Consider the following 15840-nt stretch of genomic DNA (forward strand, 5'->3'; position numbering starts at 1 on the left):
AAAATTTCCATGGTGCTCAATGGCCATCAACGGCTATGCTAGGCTGGATCCAAACAATCACAGGTAATACCGGTTTTACGTCTACTCAAAGGGAATGGGGGGCTTCCTGACACAACCGGACGAGCCACGCTGGGGCTTCAATGCGCTATTTGCTGATGTTGCTGTTCTGCTTGCCGCTCATGGCGAGCGCCGTCGAATTCGACGAATTCACCCAGAGCCTGCCACTGGGCCGATCGCTGCAAGTGTTCGAAGACCCGAGCGGTCAGGCGACGATTGCCGACGTCCGCGCACAAGATGCCAGCCAGTTCAAAGCCCACGACAAAGCCACGCTCAATGCCGGTTACTCACGTTCGGCGTTCTGGCTGAAGATCGACCTGCATTACCGCCCGAGCAACCCGGCCGCCCAGCGCACCTGGCTGCTGGAACTGGCGTATCCGCCGCTTGATCACCTCGACTTGTACTTGCCCGACGCCAGCGGCGAATACCGACTGGTGCGCCAGACCGGCGATGCATTGCCGTTCGCCAGCCGCGAGATCCGCCAGAACAATTACCTGTTCGACTTGCCGTTCAAACCGGATCAACAGCAAACGCTGTACCTGCGCCTGGCCAGTGAAGGCTCGATTCAGGCACCGGTAACGTTGTGGTCGAGCACCGCGTACCTTGAAGATCAGCCGGTGCGCCTGTATGTACTCGGCATCATTTATGGCGTGCTGCTGGGGATGCTGGTCTACAACCTGTTCATCTACCTGAGCGTGCGCGACACAAGTTACCTCTATTACATCTTCTATATCGGCTCGTTCGGCCTCTATCAATTGTCGGTGAACGGCGCGGCGGTCGAGTATTTCTGGCCGGACAACCCATGGTGGGCCAACGCCGCGACGCCGTTTTTCATCGGTTGCGCCGGCCTGTTCGGCAGCCAGTTTGCCCGCAGCTTTTTGCAGACCAAAACCCACAGCGCCTGGCTGGATCGCTTGCTGATCGGTTTGATTGCCTTCAGTGCGCTGGTGATCGGTCTGTCGCTGATGACCAGCTACGCCCTGGCCCTGCGCCTGGCGACCACACTGGCGTTGACCTTCACCGTGGTGATCTTTGCGGCCGGGATCCTCGCCTGGTGGCGCGGCTTGCGGGTGGCGCGTTACTTCATTATCGCCTGGTCGGCATTCCTGCTCGGCGGCATCGTCAACACGCTGATGGTGCTGGGCCTGCTGCCCAATGTGTTCCTGACCATGTACGCCAGCCAGATCGGCTCGGCGATCGAGGTCGCGCTGCTGTCGCTGGCGCTGGCCGACCGCATCAACGCCATGCGCGAGCAACAGGCGCAGACCTTGTATGACGCCGGGCAGAAGCTCGAAGTGCTCAACCAGCAACTGGCCCACAGCAACAAGCTCAAGGATGAATTCCTCGCCACTTTGACCCACGAACTGCGCACGCCGATGAACGGGGTGATCGGTTCGCTGGAGCTGATGCAGACCGTCGACCTCGATCCCGAGCTTGAGCAATATCAACAGACCGCCGCCGGTTCCGCCCGCGACATGATGCGCATGGTCAACGGTATCCTCACGCTTACTGAATTGCAGGCCGGCAAGCTCAAGGTCACGCCAGGCAGTTTCAGCCTGCGTGCGGTAGTTGAGGCGCTGCGCGTGCAGTTCGAAGGTAATGCGGCGAGCAAGTCGCTGGACTTCAAGGTCGAGGTGCTGCCGATCCTGCCGGATCGCCTGCACGGCGACGGCGCGAAACTGGCGCAGTGTCTGGAATGCCTGCTGGACAATGCAATCAAGTTCACCCGTGTCGGCGGTCTGGCGCTGCGCGTCACGGGGCGGCCGTCGACGGATAACCGCATGGCGCTGTCGTTTGCGGTGATCGACACCGGCATCGGTTTCACCGATCTGGGCGAGGCCACGCTGTATCAGCGCTTCTTCCAGCTCGACGGTTCGATGACTCGCGAATACGGCGGCCTGGGGGTGGGGCTGGCGATCTGCCGACAACTGGTCGAACTGCTAGGGGGCAAACTTACTCACCGCTCCGAGCCTGGATGCGGCAGCCGATTCCAGCTCGATGTCGAATTCGAACTGCCAATTATCGAAGCGGCTGCTGATCAGCCCGCCCGCGATTGCATTCGTGCGCCGCAGGATTGCACGGTGCTGCTGGTGGACGACAACAGCGTCAACCAACTGGTGATGCGCGGCATGCTGCTCAAGCTCGGTTTTCGTGTGCGCAGCGCCGACAGCGGCGCCGCCGCACTGGACTGTCTGCAGCGGGAAAGCTTCGATGCGGTGCTGATCGATTGCCAGTTGCCCTGCCACGAAGGTGCATCGCTGTGCTGCCAGATCCATGCGCTGCCGGGCTGTGCGCATTTGCCGGTGTTCATGCTCGCGTTGAGCGCTGACCGCGAGCAATGCGCCCCGGGTGCGGCCATCGACTATCTGCACAAACCGGTGAAATTCGAGGATCTGCAGGCTGCGTTGCAGCGCCGCGTGCTCAGTTGCTGATGGGGTAAAAGCGCCGCAAAAACGGCGCGTATGACACTTTGTTCAAAAAAGCACCAGTGCTTAACTGGTGCCATTGCTGAACACGGAGCGCCGTCATGAACCTGCATCAGTTCGCCGAAACCCACGAAGTCACCAATCAGCCGCCATCGCTGGACGGCACCAACCTGTACCGCATCGACCTGCCGCTACAGGAGTGGTCGCGGCGCTTCGGTGCCGGTTGGGCCGAGTCGCGGATCGATGCCTACGGCGCACTGGCGGGGGGGCCGCTGATGGAAGCGGGGTTTCTCGCCAACCAGAACAAACCGGTATTTGCCAGCCATGACCGCTACGGCCATCGCATTGATCTGGTCGAGTTTCACCCCGCTTACCACGAGCTGATGCGCACCGCGATCGAACATGGCCTGACCTCGCTGCCGTGGGCACACCCGCAGGACGGCGCACAGGTTGCCCGCGCTTCGATGACCTATCTGCACAGCCAGGCTGAAGCCGGCAGTGGCTGCCCGTTGACGATGACCTTCGCCAGCGTGCCGGCCCTGCGCTTGCAGCCGGACCTGGCCGAACAGTGGCTGCCGAAAGTCCTCGCCACCGAATACGATCCGCGCAATGTCGGTATGGCGCACAAGGCCGGCGTGACCATCGGCATGGCGATGACCGAGAAGCAGGGCGGCACCGATGTGCGCGCCAACACCACCAAGGCTTATCCGGTCGGTGCCAGCGGACCGGGTCAGGCTTATGAGCTGGTCGGGCACAAGTGGTTCTGCTCGGCACCGATGTGCGACGCCTTCCTCACGTTGGCGCAGACCGACAAGGGTCTGAGCTGCTTTCTGCTGCCGCGCCATCGCCCGGATGACTCGCGTAATCAGTTCTACATCCAGCGTCTGAAAAACAAACTCGGCAACCAGTCCAACGCCTCCAGCGAAGTGGAGTTCCGTGGCGCGCTGGCGTGGATGATCGGCGAAGAGGGGCGCGGCGTGCCGACCATTATCGAGATGGTGGCGATGACCCGTTTCGATTGCATGGTCGGTTCCAGCTCGCTGATGCGCCAGGCGCTGACCCAGGCCAGCCATCACTGCGCGCACCGCAAGGTCGGCGGTAAGTTGCTCAGCGAGCAGCCGCTGATGCAAAACGTACTGGCCGATCTGGCGCTGGAAAGCGAAGCCGCGCTGGCCCTGAGTCTGCGCATGGGCAAGGCGCTGGATCACCTCGATGATCGCCACGAAGCGCAATTTGCGCGGCTGGTAACGGCGGTGGGCAAATACTGGATTTGCAAACGTGCGCCAGGGATGATCAACGAAGCCGCCGAATGCATGGGCGGTGCCGGTTATGTTGAAGACAGCATCCTGCCGCGCCTGTACCGCGAAGCACCGGTGAATTCAACGTGGGAAGGGTCGGGGAATGTGCAGTGTCTCGACGTGCTGCGCGCACTGTCGAAGGAGCCAGGCGTGCTGGATGTGCTGTTCAGCGAACTGGGCGATGGCCATGGCGACAAGCGTTTGGCTGAGCATATTCAGCGCTTGCAGGCGCAGTTCAGGGACACCAGCGACATTCAGTATCGGGCGCGGCAATTGACCGAAGACATCGCGCTCGGTTTGCAGGCCAGGCTTTTGCTGGAGGCCGGAAATTCGGCCGTCAGTGATGCTTTTATTGCCAGCCGCTTGAGTGGTGGCGGCCGCGTCTACGGGGCATTGCCGCGTGGGCTGGACGTTGAAGCCATCGTCGCCCGCTCGACCCCACAGCTTTTCTAAGCCCAATCTTCCAAACACCACAAAACCCTGTGGGAGCGGGCTTGCTCGCGATAGCGGTGTATCAGTCGACATCCAAGTTGAATGACAAACCGAATTGGCGAGCAAGCCCGCTCCCACAGGATTTATGCGCAGATGAACGCATTGCCAACATGCCACTGTTCCCGTGCGACCACGATGCAGGCAAGATGAAGCTCTGCAAGTCAGAACACAGGAAGCTGATCGTGACCGAAGCGTTTATTGTCGTTCAAACCGCCGAACAAGCCGTGGATCGTCTGGCCGAGCTGCATGAGCGGGCCACCAACGCGCTGAATTCTGCCCTCAAGCGTTACCTCAAGGACCGCGTCGAGCCCGACGCCGAACAGCGTGCCCTGTTTCGTTATCCCGAACTGCGTCTGACCTACCACTGCCAGGGCGAAGTCCCGCAGACCACCCGGGCGTACGCCAAGGTGCAGTTGCCGGGCACTTACAGCGTCACCGTCACCCACCCGGCAGCATTTCGCAAATACCTGCTCGAACAACTGACGCCGTTGATGCACGACTTCACCGTGACCGTCGAAGTCGGCGTCAGCCAGCAGAACATTCCGTATCCGTACGTGGTCGAGCAGGGCGATGAACTGGCCGGTTCCGGCGTCACTGCGGCGGTGCTGGCGCGAGTGTTCCCGAGTACCGACCTGTCCGCCGCCACCGATGGCATTGCCGACGGACTCTACGACTGGGAAAACACCGATCCGCTGCCATTGGCGCTTTTCGACGCCGCGCGCGTGGACTTTTCCTTGCGCCGTCTGGTGCATTACACCGGCAGCGACTGGCGCCATGTACAACCGTGGATTCTGCTGACCAACTATCACCGTTACGTCGATCAGTTCATCGTCCATGGCCTGGAGCAACTGCGCAACGACCCGCGTTTCGTGCGCATGGTCCTGCCGGGCAACGTGATCATCGACAAGAGCATGGACCACGGTGAGGCATCCGCAATCGCCGCCGGTGTGGTCTGGCACCGTTATCAGATGCCTGCGTATCACTTGATCGCCAATGACGGTCACGGCGTCACGCTGGTGAATATTGGCGTCGGCCCGTCCAACGCCAAGAACATCACCGATCACCTGGCCGTGTTGCGCCCGCATTGCTGGTTGATGATCGGCCACTGCGGCGGCCTGCGTCAGTCGCAGACCATCGGCGATTACGTATTGGCTCACGCTTATATGCGTCGCGACGGCATTCTCGATCGCGTGGTACCGCCGAATATCCCCATCCCGGCATTGGCCGAAGTGCAACTTGCCCTGCAACAGGCAGCGGCGAATGTCACCGGCGAGAAGGGCGACGATCTGAAGAAGCGCCTGCGCACCGGCACGGTTCTGACCTATGACGACCGTAACTGGGAGCTGCGTTGGGCCCAGGAGCGACCGCTGATCAACCTGTCCCGCGCGGTGGCGGTGGACATGGAAAGCGGCACGATCGCCGCGCAAGGTTATCGCCTGCGGGTGCCGTACGGCACGTTGCTCTGCGTTTCGGACAAACCGCTGCACAGCGAAATCAAACTGCCGGGCTCGGCCAACGCTTTCTATGAACGCGCGGTCAGCCAGCACTTGAAGATCGGCATCGAAGCGGTGGATCTGCTGCGCACCGAACTCAATTCGCTGCACTCGCGCAAACTGCGCAGCTTCGACGAGCCGCCGTTCCGCTAACGGTTAGTCGTGGTCATTTGGCGGTCGGGGCACTAGCATTGTCAGCCCTGATCGCTAAATGTTCTCTTTCTTATGTCCCGTCCGCCACGTCCACCTTCGCGCCGTCCCGGTGCGAAGCCGCAGTCTTCCTCGCCACGCCGTGTCGCCAAAGCGCCGCCGGCCGAGCCGAAGCTGATCCTGTTCAACAAACCCTTCGATGTGCTGACGCAGTTCAGCGACGGCGAAGGGCGGGCGACGCTCAAGGATTACATCGATGTGCCGGGGATTTATCCGGCCGGACGTCTGGATCGCGACAGCGAAGGTTTATTGCTGCTGACCAACGACGGCCAGTTGCAGGCGCGCATCGCCGATCCGAAACACAAACTGGCGAAGACTTATTGGGTGCAGGTGGAAGGCGAGCCGACGGCCGAGCAGTTGCAGCGCCTGCGTGATGGCGTCGAGTTGAATGACGGCATGACGCTGCCCGCCGAAGCGCGGCAACTGGATGAGCCCCAGTTGTGGCCGCGCAACCCGCCGGTACGCTTTCGCGCGACCATCCCGACTGCATGGCTGGAACTGGTGATTCGCGAGGGACGCAACCGTCAGGTGCGGCGCATGACCGCTGCGGTCGGCTTACCGACGTTGCGGCTGGTGCGGGTCAGGATAGGCGACTGGACGATTGAAGGGCTGGATCAGGGCCAGTGGCGGGAAGTGCCGGCGCGCTTATAAGGCGCCGGACTCGATCAGGCCGATCACCACACTCTTGATGATGAACGCGGCCACGCCCAGGCCCAGCACGAAAAACAGAATGAACGAGCCGAACCGCCCGGCCTTGGACTTCTTCGCCAGATCCCAGACGATGAAACCCATGAAAATGATCAGGATGCTGACCAGACCGGTCATCATCCATTCTTCGAGCAGTGCTGGATCCATTGGCGATCTCCGGCGCGGGGCGGGCTGAAAGGGCGGCGGCGAGTATACGCCAAGGGCGGATGGCGGGGCATTGATCTGTGTCGCCTGTGCCGGCCTCTTCGCGAGCAGGCTCGCTCCCACAGGTTGAAATGCATCCCCTGTGAAAGCGAGCCTGCTCGCGAAAGCGAAATCAGCTACGCAAATGGGTCAGCGGCAGTTCGGTGCTGTTGAGGACCTGATTCAGCACAAAACTCGACCGCACGCTGGTGACCCCCTCGATCCGGGTCAGATGCCCCAGCAGCAACTTTTGATAGTGATCCATATCCGGCACCACCACTTTCAACTGGTAATCGGCATCCACGCCCGTCACCAGACTGCACTCCAGCACCTGCGGCAATGTCCGAATGGCCGCTTCGAAATTCTCGAAGCGCTCCGGTGTATGCCGATCCATGCCGATCAGCACATAGGCCGTCAGGCTCAACCCGAGCATCTTGCGATCGAGCAGCGCAACCTGACGCGAAATGTAGCCGTCGTCTTCCAGTTGCTTGACCCGACGCGAGCAAGGCGAGGGCGACAGACCGATGCGCTCGGCCAGCTCCTGGTTGGAGATGCGGGCGTCGCGTTGCAATTCCGCCAAAATGCTCAGGTCGTAACGGTCGAGTTTGCTCATCAATCTGTCCTTGGCTGTAACTATTGCGGCGGATTATCTATCCAGGGTTAAAAATTGCGCAAGTGGTGTTTATTTGAGCAATCTTCGCAATCATCTGTCGCGGCCTCGGGCTTATTCTTATCACCAGAATCACTGCTCGGTAACACAGTCCACGCGGCCCGCCCAATCAGGCCCGCCGCGGCCGCCACCCCCACCGGGGATGTGCCGGCCCCCGAGCTGCACTCTGTCCAGAAGACGGCGTGAGGTGAGCCGACGTCAAAAGCGTCGAGCCAGGACGAAGTTCTCCAGAAGGGAGGCCGACGGGTCTCCCTTTTTTCTTGCCCGCGATTTCATGTTGGCGCCTCAATAAATAGGTCGCGCGACTGATAACCTGTTGCACAACCCGCTGGGCCTGTTTAGCTCTTGGCAACAGGCCCTCCCAACGACAGGCTCCCGCAGTGAGGAAAAGCATGAATTCGCGCATCTGGCGTCTGGCCGGTGTTGGTTTGCTCTGTGTGGGTGTCAGTGTGCAAGCGCTGGCGGATGAGCCGCAGAGTCGCGGGCCCGGCAATGGGCCGCAGAACAATGAAATCATTCGTGGCGACAACAGCCGTCAGTTCGAGCACAACGGACAGCCGCGCAGTAATGACGGTCAATGGCAGAACCGCAACCGTCCTGATGATCGGCCAGAGCCACCTCGCCAGCCGGGCAACAACCTGCCGATCCAGCCACGTCCCGACGCTGTGCACCAGACTCAGGAGCCGCGTCAGGGTTACTACCGCGACGAGCGCCCGCAGAACGGTTACCACAATCAGCAATGGCAGACGCCGCCGCGTCCCGATGGCAACCGCTGGCCGGGACGGCCGAACGGTCATGGCAATGGCTGGGGGCCTGGCCCGCAGTATCGTCCGGGCCATGTGATCGACCGTTTCCCGGATCGTGATTACCGCGTGCCGTATCGCGGTCAGGATTACTTCTATTCCGGCGGCTACTGGTATCGCCCGCAAGGCCCGCGCTACATCGTCGTGCAGCCACCGCGCGGGATCCGCATTCAATATCTGCCGGATTACGCCCGTGAAGTGTGGATCGGTGGTTCGTTGCTGTTCCTCGCCGCCGGCTCGTATTACGCCTACCAAGAAGCGACGCAGGATTACGTGGTGGTCGAGCCGCCGCTGCAGCAACAGCCGCAAGCTCAAGGCTATGACGTCGAAGCCTACCCGGCCAACGGCCAGTCGCCGCAGCAAGTGCAGCAGGACGGTTACCAGTGCTCTCAGTATGCGGTGCAGCAAAGCGGTTTCGACCCGCGCACCGCGACCTACCAACCGGCGCCCGAAGTGGTTCAAGCCTATCGCCAAGCGCAGGGCAACTGCCTGAGCAGTCGCGGTTATCAGGTCAATTATTGAGCGCGTGCGGCGAGCACCACTTCCTGTGGGTCAGCGTGCACCAGCACCTCGGCCTTCGGATAGGCCTTGTGAATCGCCGCCGCCGCTTGGTCGCTGATGCCATGGGCGACTGACAATGTCAGTTCGCCCGGCAATTCCAGGTGCAATTGCACAAACCAGTGGTTGCCGGAAATTCGCGTGCGCAAGTCATGCGCACCCAGCACGCCGGGCACGCTGCATGCCAGCTCAAGCATGTGCTGGCTGACATCGGTCGGCAGTTCCTCGTCCATCAGCACCGAAAAACTCTCCCGGGCGATCTGGATCGCGCTCCAGAAAATATACGCGGCGATCCCCAGGCCAAACCACGCGTCCAGTTGCGCAAAACCCATTCCGGCCAACAGCAGCGCGATCAGGATGCTGCCGTTGAGCAGCAGGTCTGAACGGTAATGCAGCGAGTCGGCGCGCACGGCATTGGAGCCGGTCTGCTTGATCACCCGATGCTGCAACATCAGCAGCGCCGCCGTCAGCAACAGCGAAAATACGATCACGCCGATGCTCAACCAAGGCGCGCCAAGCGGCTCCGGTGTCTGCAAGCGTTGGTAGGCCTGGAACGCGATCAACACCGCGCTGCCACCGATGAACAACGCCTGCGCCATGCCCGCCAGCGATTCCGCTTTGCCGTGGCCATAACGGTGATCGTCATCGGCCGGACGCAAGGCGTAATGCACCGCCAGCAGATTGAGCATCGAAGTGACGCCATCCAGCGCCGAGTCGGTGAGGCCGGCGAGCATGCTCACCGATCCGCTGAACCACCAGGCAATTGCCTTGGCGACGATCAGCGTGCAGGCGACCGCCACCGAGGCGCGGGTCGCCAGCCGCAGCAGGCGGGCGTGTTCGGGGCTGGAGGTCATTGAACGTCCTTATTCAAGCGGCCGGTTGCAGGCCGAACATCGCCAGTTGCTGAGTGCTGCCCTTGTGCTGGATCAGGCGCGGGTCGTCGAGAGGAAAGTCTTTACCCAGTTCGCTCTCAAGAATCGCCTGCAACTTGTGATTGTCGACCTGACCATCCGGGCCGATGGCTTGCTTGAGCTTGGCCGGATCGATCTGCGCGGTGTGGCCCGGTTCGAAATAGATCGCCCCGGTGGCGAAGTCGACGGCAAACGCGATCAGCCCGGGGATGATGTAGAACAGCAGGCCGACGGCATCGAGCACGGCGATCGCCGGGTCGATCTTGCCGTCGATCTGGCCGCGCCGGTCCGGGTAGAAAATCGAACCGCACGCCGAGAGTTGCGTGAGCAGAGTGGCGACTAGAACACTGCCGATCAGGCGAGAGGGTAAGCGCATGGAAATGTCTCCTGAGAGCTGAACAATAACGGCTACTGTTTTGAGTTCAGACTACGCCAAACAGTTCGCCGTTATACTCGCCGATCTGTTTGGGAGCCAGCATGATTTCTTTGCCGATCGACGATGTTTTACCCGCCCTGCGTGAAGCCCTCGCGTCACGCCACGAAGCCGTGCTCGAAGCACCGCCCGGCGCCGGTAAGACCACCCGCGTGCCCTTGGCCTTGCTCAACGAAGCCTGGCTGGCCGGGCAGACCATCGTCATGCTCGAACCACGGCGTCTGGCTGCGCGGGCGGCGGCGGAACGTTTGGCCAGCGAGCTCGGCGAGCAGGTCGGTGAAACCGTCGGCTATCGCATCCGCCTCGACAGCAAGGTCGGCCCGAAGACCCGTATCGAAGTGGTCACCGAAGGCATCCTCACCCGGCGCTTGCAGGACGACCCGGCGCTGGACGGCGTGGGCCTGCTGATCTTTGACGAATTCCATGAACGCAGTCTCGACGCCGATCTGGCGCTGGCGCTCAGTCTGAACGGTCGCGAGCTGTTTCGTACTGAACAGCCGCTGAAGATTCTGCTGATGTCGGCCACCCTCGAAGGCGAGCGCCTCGCCAGTTTGCTCGATGACGCGCCGATCCTGCGCAGCGAAGGACGCATGTACCCGGTGACGATGCGCTGGGGGCGGCCATTTCAGCCGGGCGAATACATCGATCAGCGCGTTACGCAAACCGTGCTCGAAGCGCTGCACGATGAAACCGGCAGCCTGTTGGTGTTCCTTCCGGGACAAGCGGAAATCCGTCGCGTGCATCAGCAATTGGCCGACGTCATCGGTGGGCGCAAAGACGTTTTGCTGTGCCCGCTGCACGGTGAGCTCGACCTCAACGCGCAACGTGCAGCGATCGATCCGGCGCCGCCCGGTCAGCGCAAAGTGGTGTTGGCGACCAACATCGCCGAGACCAGCCTGACTATCAACGGAGTGCGCGTGGTCATCGATGCCGGACTGGCGCGGGTGCCGCGTTTCGACCCGGGCAGCGGCATGACCCGCCTCGACACGCAACGGATCTCCAAGGCCAGCGCCACCCAGCGTGCCGGCCGCGCCGGGCGATTGGAGCCGGGCGTGTGTTATCGCCTGTGGTCGCAGGATCAGCACGAACAACTGGCGGCTTATGGCAGCGCGGAAATTCTCTCGGCGGATCTGGCCAGTCTAGCTTTGCAATTGGGGCGCTGGGGCGTCACCCCGGGCGAACTGGTCTGGCTCGACGTGCCGCCTGCCGCCGCGTATGCCCAGGCGCAGGATTTGCTGCAACGTCTCGGCGCCCTGCAGGGCGATACGCTGACGGCCCACGGCCAGGCCATGGCTGAGCTGCCGGCACATCCACGCATTGCGCACTTGCTGTTGCGCGGTCAGGCGCTGGGGCTGGCGGCGATGGCCTGCGATGTGGCGGCGCTGCTCGGCGAGCGCGATATCCTGCGTGGCGCTGGCGCGGATCTGCACAGCCGATTGGTCCTGCTTTCCGGTGAAGAGCGCGCCGGTCGTGGTGCACAGGGCGGGGTGCAACGTGCCCGGCAATTGGCCCGGCAATATCGCGGTTATCTGCGCGGCAAGCCGAGCGAACCGGTCAAAGATGCCGAGCATCCGCGCTGGCTCGGTGCACTATTGGCGCTGGCCTACCCGGATCGCGTCGCCCAGCAACGGCGTGACGGCGGCGCTGAATACCGTTTGGCCAACGGTCGCGCCGCGCTGTTCGCTGAGGCCGACAGCCTGATGAAGCACGAGTGGATCGTCATCGCCGACCTCGGCAGCCGTCAGGGCCAGCGCGAAGAACGCATTTACCTGGCGGCGGATTTCGATCCGGCGCTGTTCGATTCGGTGCTCGCCGAGCAAGTGCGCAGCGTCGATCAACTCGACTGGGACGAGCGTGAAGGCGTATTGCGCGCCGAGCGCCAGCGCAAGGTCGGCGAGCTGATTCTCAGCCGTGAACCATTGACCGGTCTGGATGAAAATGCACGCAGTCAGGCGCTGGTCAATCTGGTGCGGCGCAAGGGCCTGGAATTGTTGCCGTGGACGCCGGAACTGCGCCAGTGGCAGGCGCGGGTGGCGCTGTTGCGCCAGCTCGATCTGAACACTCAGGACGACAGCCAATGGCCGGATGTCAGCGATGCGGCATTGCTCAATACGCTGGAAGACTGGCTGATGCCCTATCTGGGCAAGGTCTCGCGGCTCAGCCATTTCGCCAACCTCGATCTGTCGAGCATCGTGCGCAATCTGCTGCCGTGGCCACTGCCGCAGAAGCTCGACGAACTGGCACCGCATCATTTGAGCGTGCCGTCAGGCTCATCGATTCGTCTGGATTACAGCGAACATCCACCGATTCTCGCGGTGCGTTTGCAGGAGCTGTTTGGTCTGGCCGATACACCACGGATCGCCGGTGGCCGGCAAGTGGTCAAGCTGCATCTGCTGTCGCCGGCGCGGCGGCCGGTGCAGGTCACGCAGGATCTGGCCAACTTCTGGCGCAGCACCTATGCCGAGGTGAAGAAGGATCTCAAGGGGCGATATCCCAAGCATTATTGGCCGGACGATCCCTTGGTTGCCGAAGCCACGGCGCGGGCGAAACCTCGGGGCACCTGACCGGCAATGGCAGCGCGCCATTAGCCCATCCGTGCTAATTGCCCTTGGTTGTTCAGGCTCGCAGAATCGCCGCCTGAACAATAACAAGCCTTGTTGCCTGACAACTTGTGCCCAAGGAACGGAACTGCCCATGACCTCTTTCTTCAAGTTCAAGAAGTTGATCTTCTTGTCGGCTGCGCTATTGGCCGCCTCCAGTTCAGCCATGGCCGAAGAAGCCAACCCGATTGGCGACTGGTGGATTATCTACGGCAACGGCGTGCCCCAGAAAAACATCATGTACGTCGCCGATGCCACCTCAGTAGTGCCTTCGCAGAAAACCAAAGGCGCGACCATGGTCGCGGTGACCCTGGTGTATGAAGAGCCCGGCAAACCGATGATCGACGTTTATAACCTCGAAGCCCAATGCGCTACGGGCAAGGGACGTTTTATCAATGGCCAGTCCATCGAGCGTCTCGCTTACACCATGCGTCATCTGAAAGTTGCCAATCAGTGGCAGACCCCGAAAGAGTTCTGGGTCCAGCAAGCGCTGAAGTTTGCCTGCGCACCGGGCAGTCGTGCCAAAAACGACATGGCCGTCGTGGGCAAGATGGAATACCTGCAAATGATCGAGATGCTGCAGCAGATGTTCTTCAAGCTCGCGCCGATTCAGCAAAAGAGCCAGATGATGGACAACATCGACAGCCTGCTCGAACTCAAGAAATAAGCCGGGGACTCCAATGACTTACACACGTTTGTGGCTGGCAACCCTGTTGGCTGGTCTACTCTTGAGCGGCTGTTCGACCATTGCGCAGAGCCGCTGGGAAGGCCGCGATCTCCAGGAAGCACTGGACCTGTTCGGCACACCCGATTCGATGGGAAAGGAAACCGGCCCGAACGGCGAACCCTTGGCCGTGCTCACCTGGCACAAGTCCGCGAGCTGGAGTTCCACCGAAGCGGCCGGCACTTCGATGACCCATACCGGCAATGGCATGGTCTACACCGAGCACTACCAACAGGTCGGCCACAGTTCTACCTGCAAGTTGCAGGCGAAGATCAATCAGCAGAAGAAGATCGCCCAGTTCCTGATCGAAGACGGGCGGATACTGCACGGCAAGTGCGCTAACGTTCGCTATGTTCCGGGTTACGTTCCGCCCGGTTTATAAGGGCAAAACGCTTACGGCGCAGCGGGTAGCAGGAACCGCGCGATCACCGGCAAGTGATCGGAGATGCGCAAGGTATCGTCCTGCCGCACCTGCGCTTGCACGCGCTTGAGCTTCGGGCTGTGGAACAGATAATCGACGGTGCGATCCGGGCCGTTGAGGCCGGGGTCGTTGGGGTAATGGGTCAGCCATTTGGCCCGGTCGATACCGCCGGCTTCGTTATTGGTCGGGATCATCGGGTATTTGTCCCACAGCAGATGCAGTTCGCTGTCGGCGGAGTAGGGCGTGCGTCGCTCGACGGGCAGGCGACGGTACTGGCCGAGCGGTAACAGATTGAAATCGCCACCGATCAGCCAGGGCAGGCCTTGGCTTTCATACTTGTCGAGCACTTTAGCCACCGCAGCGACTTGCGCCTGCACGTTACCGTCCGCCTGGCTGTCGCGTTGCAGGTGAGTGTTGAACACGGTCAGTTGTCCGCCATCGCTGAGCGGCAGTTTGACTGCGAGCAAGGCGTCTTTGGGCTGGAACTGGCGGCTGATGAAGTTGCTCGGGGCGACGGGCAGCTGCAGACGTTCGGCGTGTTCGATGCGATAGCGGCTCAACGTGGCGAGTTGGCGGCCGACGCTGCCGTAGATGTGGGGTTCAGGGACGAAATCGGCCTTCCAGTCGAACGCGCTGGTGCTGCACGGGTACAGGTCGGCGACGCGCTCCTGCAACAACTTGAGCTGGTTCTGGTAATCGCTGGCCTTGGCGCCGTCGTCGAGCTCCTGCAACAGCACCACATCGGGTTGTTCGTCACGGATGACCCGCGCCACTTCGTCGAGGCTGAACGCCATGTCTTCCGGGGTCGGCGCTTCGTCGTCGCCCTGAGCCAGATCATTCCAGAACACGTAACGCTTGCCGGCGAGGAACTGCACGTTCCAGGTCATGACTTTCAGCGCTTGCCCGGGCACCAGCGTCGGCGCGGTGGTGCCGCAACTGACCGGCAGGGTTTCGCGAGCGTCGGGGCGCCAGGTCAGGCTGAACAGCAGCACGCCGAACAGGACGACGGCGAGGATGACGAGGAGCAGGGTGTAGCGCAGCAGACGGGTCATGGCTCGGCTTATAGCGTTACAGAAAGTGGCCCCGAGCATACCTGACGGCAGCAACGAAGCCCAAGCATGGCGCGGTCAGACCGCTCCGTTACGTTTGTCAGGCAATTCGCTGATCAGCATGAACAGGCGGAACAGCACCACGCTGGTGAACAGTTGCAGGAAGCTGTGGGCGCTGTCGATCAGCCCGGCGATCAATGGATTCTGTGGCTCTGGGTACACCGCCAGCGTCGCGCCTTTGAGCAGCCACAACGGCGTCATCACACAGAGAATGCACAGCAGGATCCGCCAGAAATGCCCACGGGTCAGACGCAGGCTTTCCTTCATTGCCTGCAACGGCCCGAGACCGCGCAGCACCAGCAGATATTCAGCGAAGGCGAGCATGACCATCAGCATCAGGCCCGGCAGGAAGTACAGCGACAGGCCGAGCAGAATCAGCAAGGTATTGAGGGCGGTCAGCACAGCGAAGCGCGGCCACAGGGTTGCCGCCATCGCCAGCAGGTCGCGGTTGCGCGGCGACTCGCCACGGCTGCGCGCATCGAGAAACAGGATCAGCGCGGCGGTGTACAGCGGATATACCAGCAGGCCGACGATGATGCTCACCCCGGCAAAGGTGTCCGGCCCGGTGGCGTGATCGACTGCCTGCTGCAGGAAGGCTTCGACGATCACCAATGGCAGGCACAACTGCACGATGCTGCCCAAATGGCGTTTGAAAAAATACAAAGAGTCGCGCAGTACTTCGAGGGCATTCATCAGTCGGTATCGCAGGTCGAAAACAGTGGCTCACTTTAACCGATGCAACGC

Annotated in this window: 14 protein-coding genes; 8 read left to right on the forward strand and 6 right to left on the reverse strand. The window is 61.6% G+C overall.

What is annotated here, in order from left to right; all coding sequences use genetic code 11:
- Positions 1-140 precede the first annotated feature (140 nt).
- From ACIGDJ_RS12785 to ACIGDJ_RS12800, 4 genes are all read left to right on the forward strand, one after another.
- Entirely contained in the window at positions 141-2489 is a 2349-nt protein-coding gene (locus ACIGDJ_RS12785) for a hybrid sensor histidine kinase/response regulator (RefSeq protein ID WP_101160564.1), read from the forward strand.
- A 95-nt stretch (positions 2490-2584) separates the two neighbouring features.
- Positions 2585-4234: an acyl-CoA dehydrogenase family protein gene (locus ACIGDJ_RS12790; protein ID WP_313003850.1), complete on the forward strand. Its 1650-nt coding sequence runs from the start codon at positions 2585-2587 to the stop codon at positions 4232-4234.
- A 185-nt stretch (positions 4235-4419) separates the two neighbouring features.
- On the forward strand, positions 4420-5919 hold the full coding sequence (gene amn / locus ACIGDJ_RS12795) for an AMP nucleosidase (RefSeq protein ID WP_178081222.1): 1500 nt from the start codon (positions 4420-4422) through the stop codon (positions 5917-5919).
- Positions 5920-5991: 72 nt separating this feature from the next.
- Complete coding sequence (locus ACIGDJ_RS12800) at positions 5992-6627, forward strand: pseudouridine synthase (RefSeq protein ID WP_101160559.1); 636 nt, start codon at positions 5992-5994, stop codon at positions 6625-6627.
- Here the strand turns inward: ACIGDJ_RS12800 and ACIGDJ_RS12805 are convergent.
- On the reverse strand, positions 6622-6831 hold the full coding sequence (locus tag ACIGDJ_RS12805; RefSeq protein ID WP_007909655.1) for a DUF2788 domain-containing protein: 210 nt from the start codon (positions 6829-6831) through the stop codon (positions 6622-6624). The genes ACIGDJ_RS12800 and ACIGDJ_RS12805 overlap by 6 nt on opposite strands.
- A 169-nt stretch (positions 6832-7000) precedes the next feature.
- Positions 7001-7480, reverse strand: a complete 480-nt coding sequence (locus ACIGDJ_RS12810; protein WP_007909658.1) for an Lrp/AsnC family transcriptional regulator — start codon at positions 7478-7480, stop codon at positions 7001-7003.
- Between the two features lie 449 nt (positions 7481-7929).
- On the opposite strand from ACIGDJ_RS12810, the gene ACIGDJ_RS12815 reads away from it, so the two are divergent.
- Positions 7930-8862: a DUF6515 family protein gene (locus ACIGDJ_RS12815; protein ID WP_397479653.1), complete on the forward strand. Its 933-nt coding sequence runs from the start codon at positions 7930-7932 to the stop codon at positions 8860-8862.
- On the opposite strand, the gene ACIGDJ_RS12820 is transcribed toward ACIGDJ_RS12815, so the two are convergent.
- Together ACIGDJ_RS12820 and ACIGDJ_RS12825 are read right to left on the reverse strand one after the other, a co-directional pair.
- The gene (locus ACIGDJ_RS12820; RefSeq protein WP_101160553.1) at positions 8856-9752 is read right to left on the reverse strand and encodes a cation diffusion facilitator family transporter; all 897 of its coding nucleotides are present in this window, start codon (positions 9750-9752) and stop codon (positions 8856-8858) included. The genes ACIGDJ_RS12815 and ACIGDJ_RS12820 overlap by 7 nt on opposite strands.
- A 13-nt stretch (positions 9753-9765) precedes the next feature.
- Positions 9766-10185, reverse strand: coding sequence for a polyribonucleotide nucleotidyltransferase (locus ACIGDJ_RS12825; protein WP_101160552.1), 420 nt, complete (start codon positions 10183-10185; stop codon positions 9766-9768).
- Between the two features lie 101 nt (positions 10186-10286).
- Here ACIGDJ_RS12825 and hrpB point away from each other — a divergent pair, with 101 nt between their 5' ends.
- From hrpB to ACIGDJ_RS12840, 3 genes are all read left to right on the forward strand, one after another.
- Positions 10287-12806 (forward strand): ATP-dependent helicase HrpB, encoded by a 2520-nt coding sequence (hrpB, locus tag ACIGDJ_RS12830; RefSeq protein WP_397479654.1) that lies wholly within the window; start codon positions 10287-10289, stop codon positions 12804-12806.
- A 130-nt stretch (positions 12807-12936) separates the two neighbouring features.
- Positions 12937-13509 carry a hypothetical protein gene (locus tag ACIGDJ_RS12835; protein WP_397479655.1) on the forward strand — a complete coding sequence of 191 codons (573 nt, stop codon included), beginning with the start codon at positions 12937-12939 and terminating at the stop codon, positions 13507-13509.
- A 13-nt stretch (positions 13510-13522) separates the two neighbouring features.
- The gene (locus ACIGDJ_RS12840) at positions 13523-13948 is read left to right on the forward strand and encodes a hypothetical protein (protein WP_101160546.1); all 426 of its coding nucleotides are present in this window, start codon (positions 13523-13525) and stop codon (positions 13946-13948) included.
- An 11-nt stretch (positions 13949-13959) separates the two neighbouring features.
- Here ACIGDJ_RS12840 and ACIGDJ_RS12845 read toward each other — a convergent pair whose 3' ends face one another.
- Entirely contained in the window at positions 13960-15039 is a 1080-nt protein-coding gene (locus tag ACIGDJ_RS12845) for an endonuclease/exonuclease/phosphatase family protein (protein ID WP_101160544.1), read from the reverse strand.
- A 75-nt stretch (positions 15040-15114) separates the two neighbouring features.
- Positions 15115-15789, reverse strand: a complete 675-nt coding sequence (locus tag ACIGDJ_RS12850; RefSeq protein WP_016773061.1) for a YciC family protein — start codon at positions 15787-15789, stop codon at positions 15115-15117.
- Positions 15790-15840: the final 51 nt, after the last annotated feature.

Origin of the sequence: Pseudomonas sp. NPDC079367, from assembly GCF_044542195.1 — a bacterium.
GTDB lineage: Bacteria > Pseudomonadota > Gammaproteobacteria > Pseudomonadales > Pseudomonadaceae > Aquipseudomonas.

What these genes read in the sequence shown, in the direction of transcription:
- ACIGDJ_RS12785 (WP_101160564.1), top strand. Translation starts at nt 141, where the DNA reads ATGCGCTATTTGCTGATGTTGCTGTTCTGCTTGCCGCTCATGGCGAGC.
- ACIGDJ_RS12790 (WP_313003850.1), top strand. Translation starts at nt 2,585, where the DNA reads ATGAACCTGCATCAGTTCGCCGAAACCCACGAAGTCACCAATCAGCCG.
- amn (WP_178081222.1), top strand. Translation starts at nt 4,420, where the DNA reads ATGAAGCTCTGCAAGTCAGAACACAGGAAGCTGATCGTGACCGAAGCG.
- ACIGDJ_RS12800 (WP_101160559.1), top strand. Translation starts at nt 5,992, where the DNA reads ATGTCCCGTCCGCCACGTCCACCTTCGCGCCGTCCCGGTGCGAAGCCG.
- ACIGDJ_RS12805 (WP_007909655.1), bottom strand. Translation starts at nt 6,831, where the DNA reads ATGGATCCAGCACTGCTCGAAGAATGGATGATGACCGGTCTGGTCAGC.
- ACIGDJ_RS12810 (WP_007909658.1), bottom strand. Translation starts at nt 7,480, where the DNA reads ATGAGCAAACTCGACCGTTACGACCTGAGCATTTTGGCGGAATTGCAA.
- ACIGDJ_RS12815 (WP_397479653.1), top strand. Translation starts at nt 7,930, where the DNA reads ATGAATTCGCGCATCTGGCGTCTGGCCGGTGTTGGTTTGCTCTGTGTG.
- ACIGDJ_RS12820 (WP_101160553.1), bottom strand. Translation starts at nt 9,752, where the DNA reads ATGACCTCCAGCCCCGAACACGCCCGCCTGCTGCGGCTGGCGACCCGC.
- ACIGDJ_RS12825 (WP_101160552.1), bottom strand. Translation starts at nt 10,185, where the DNA reads ATGCGCTTACCCTCTCGCCTGATCGGCAGTGTTCTAGTCGCCACTCTG.
- hrpB (WP_397479654.1), top strand. Translation starts at nt 10,287, where the DNA reads ATGATTTCTTTGCCGATCGACGATGTTTTACCCGCCCTGCGTGAAGCC.
- ACIGDJ_RS12835 (WP_397479655.1), top strand. Translation starts at nt 12,937, where the DNA reads ATGACCTCTTTCTTCAAGTTCAAGAAGTTGATCTTCTTGTCGGCTGCG.
- ACIGDJ_RS12840 (WP_101160546.1), top strand. Translation starts at nt 13,523, where the DNA reads ATGACTTACACACGTTTGTGGCTGGCAACCCTGTTGGCTGGTCTACTC.
- ACIGDJ_RS12845 (WP_101160544.1), bottom strand. Translation starts at nt 15,039, where the DNA reads ATGACCCGTCTGCTGCGCTACACCCTGCTCCTCGTCATCCTCGCCGTC.
- ACIGDJ_RS12850 (WP_016773061.1), bottom strand. Translation starts at nt 15,789, where the DNA reads ATGAATGCCCTCGAAGTACTGCGCGACTCTTTGTATTTTTTCAAACGC.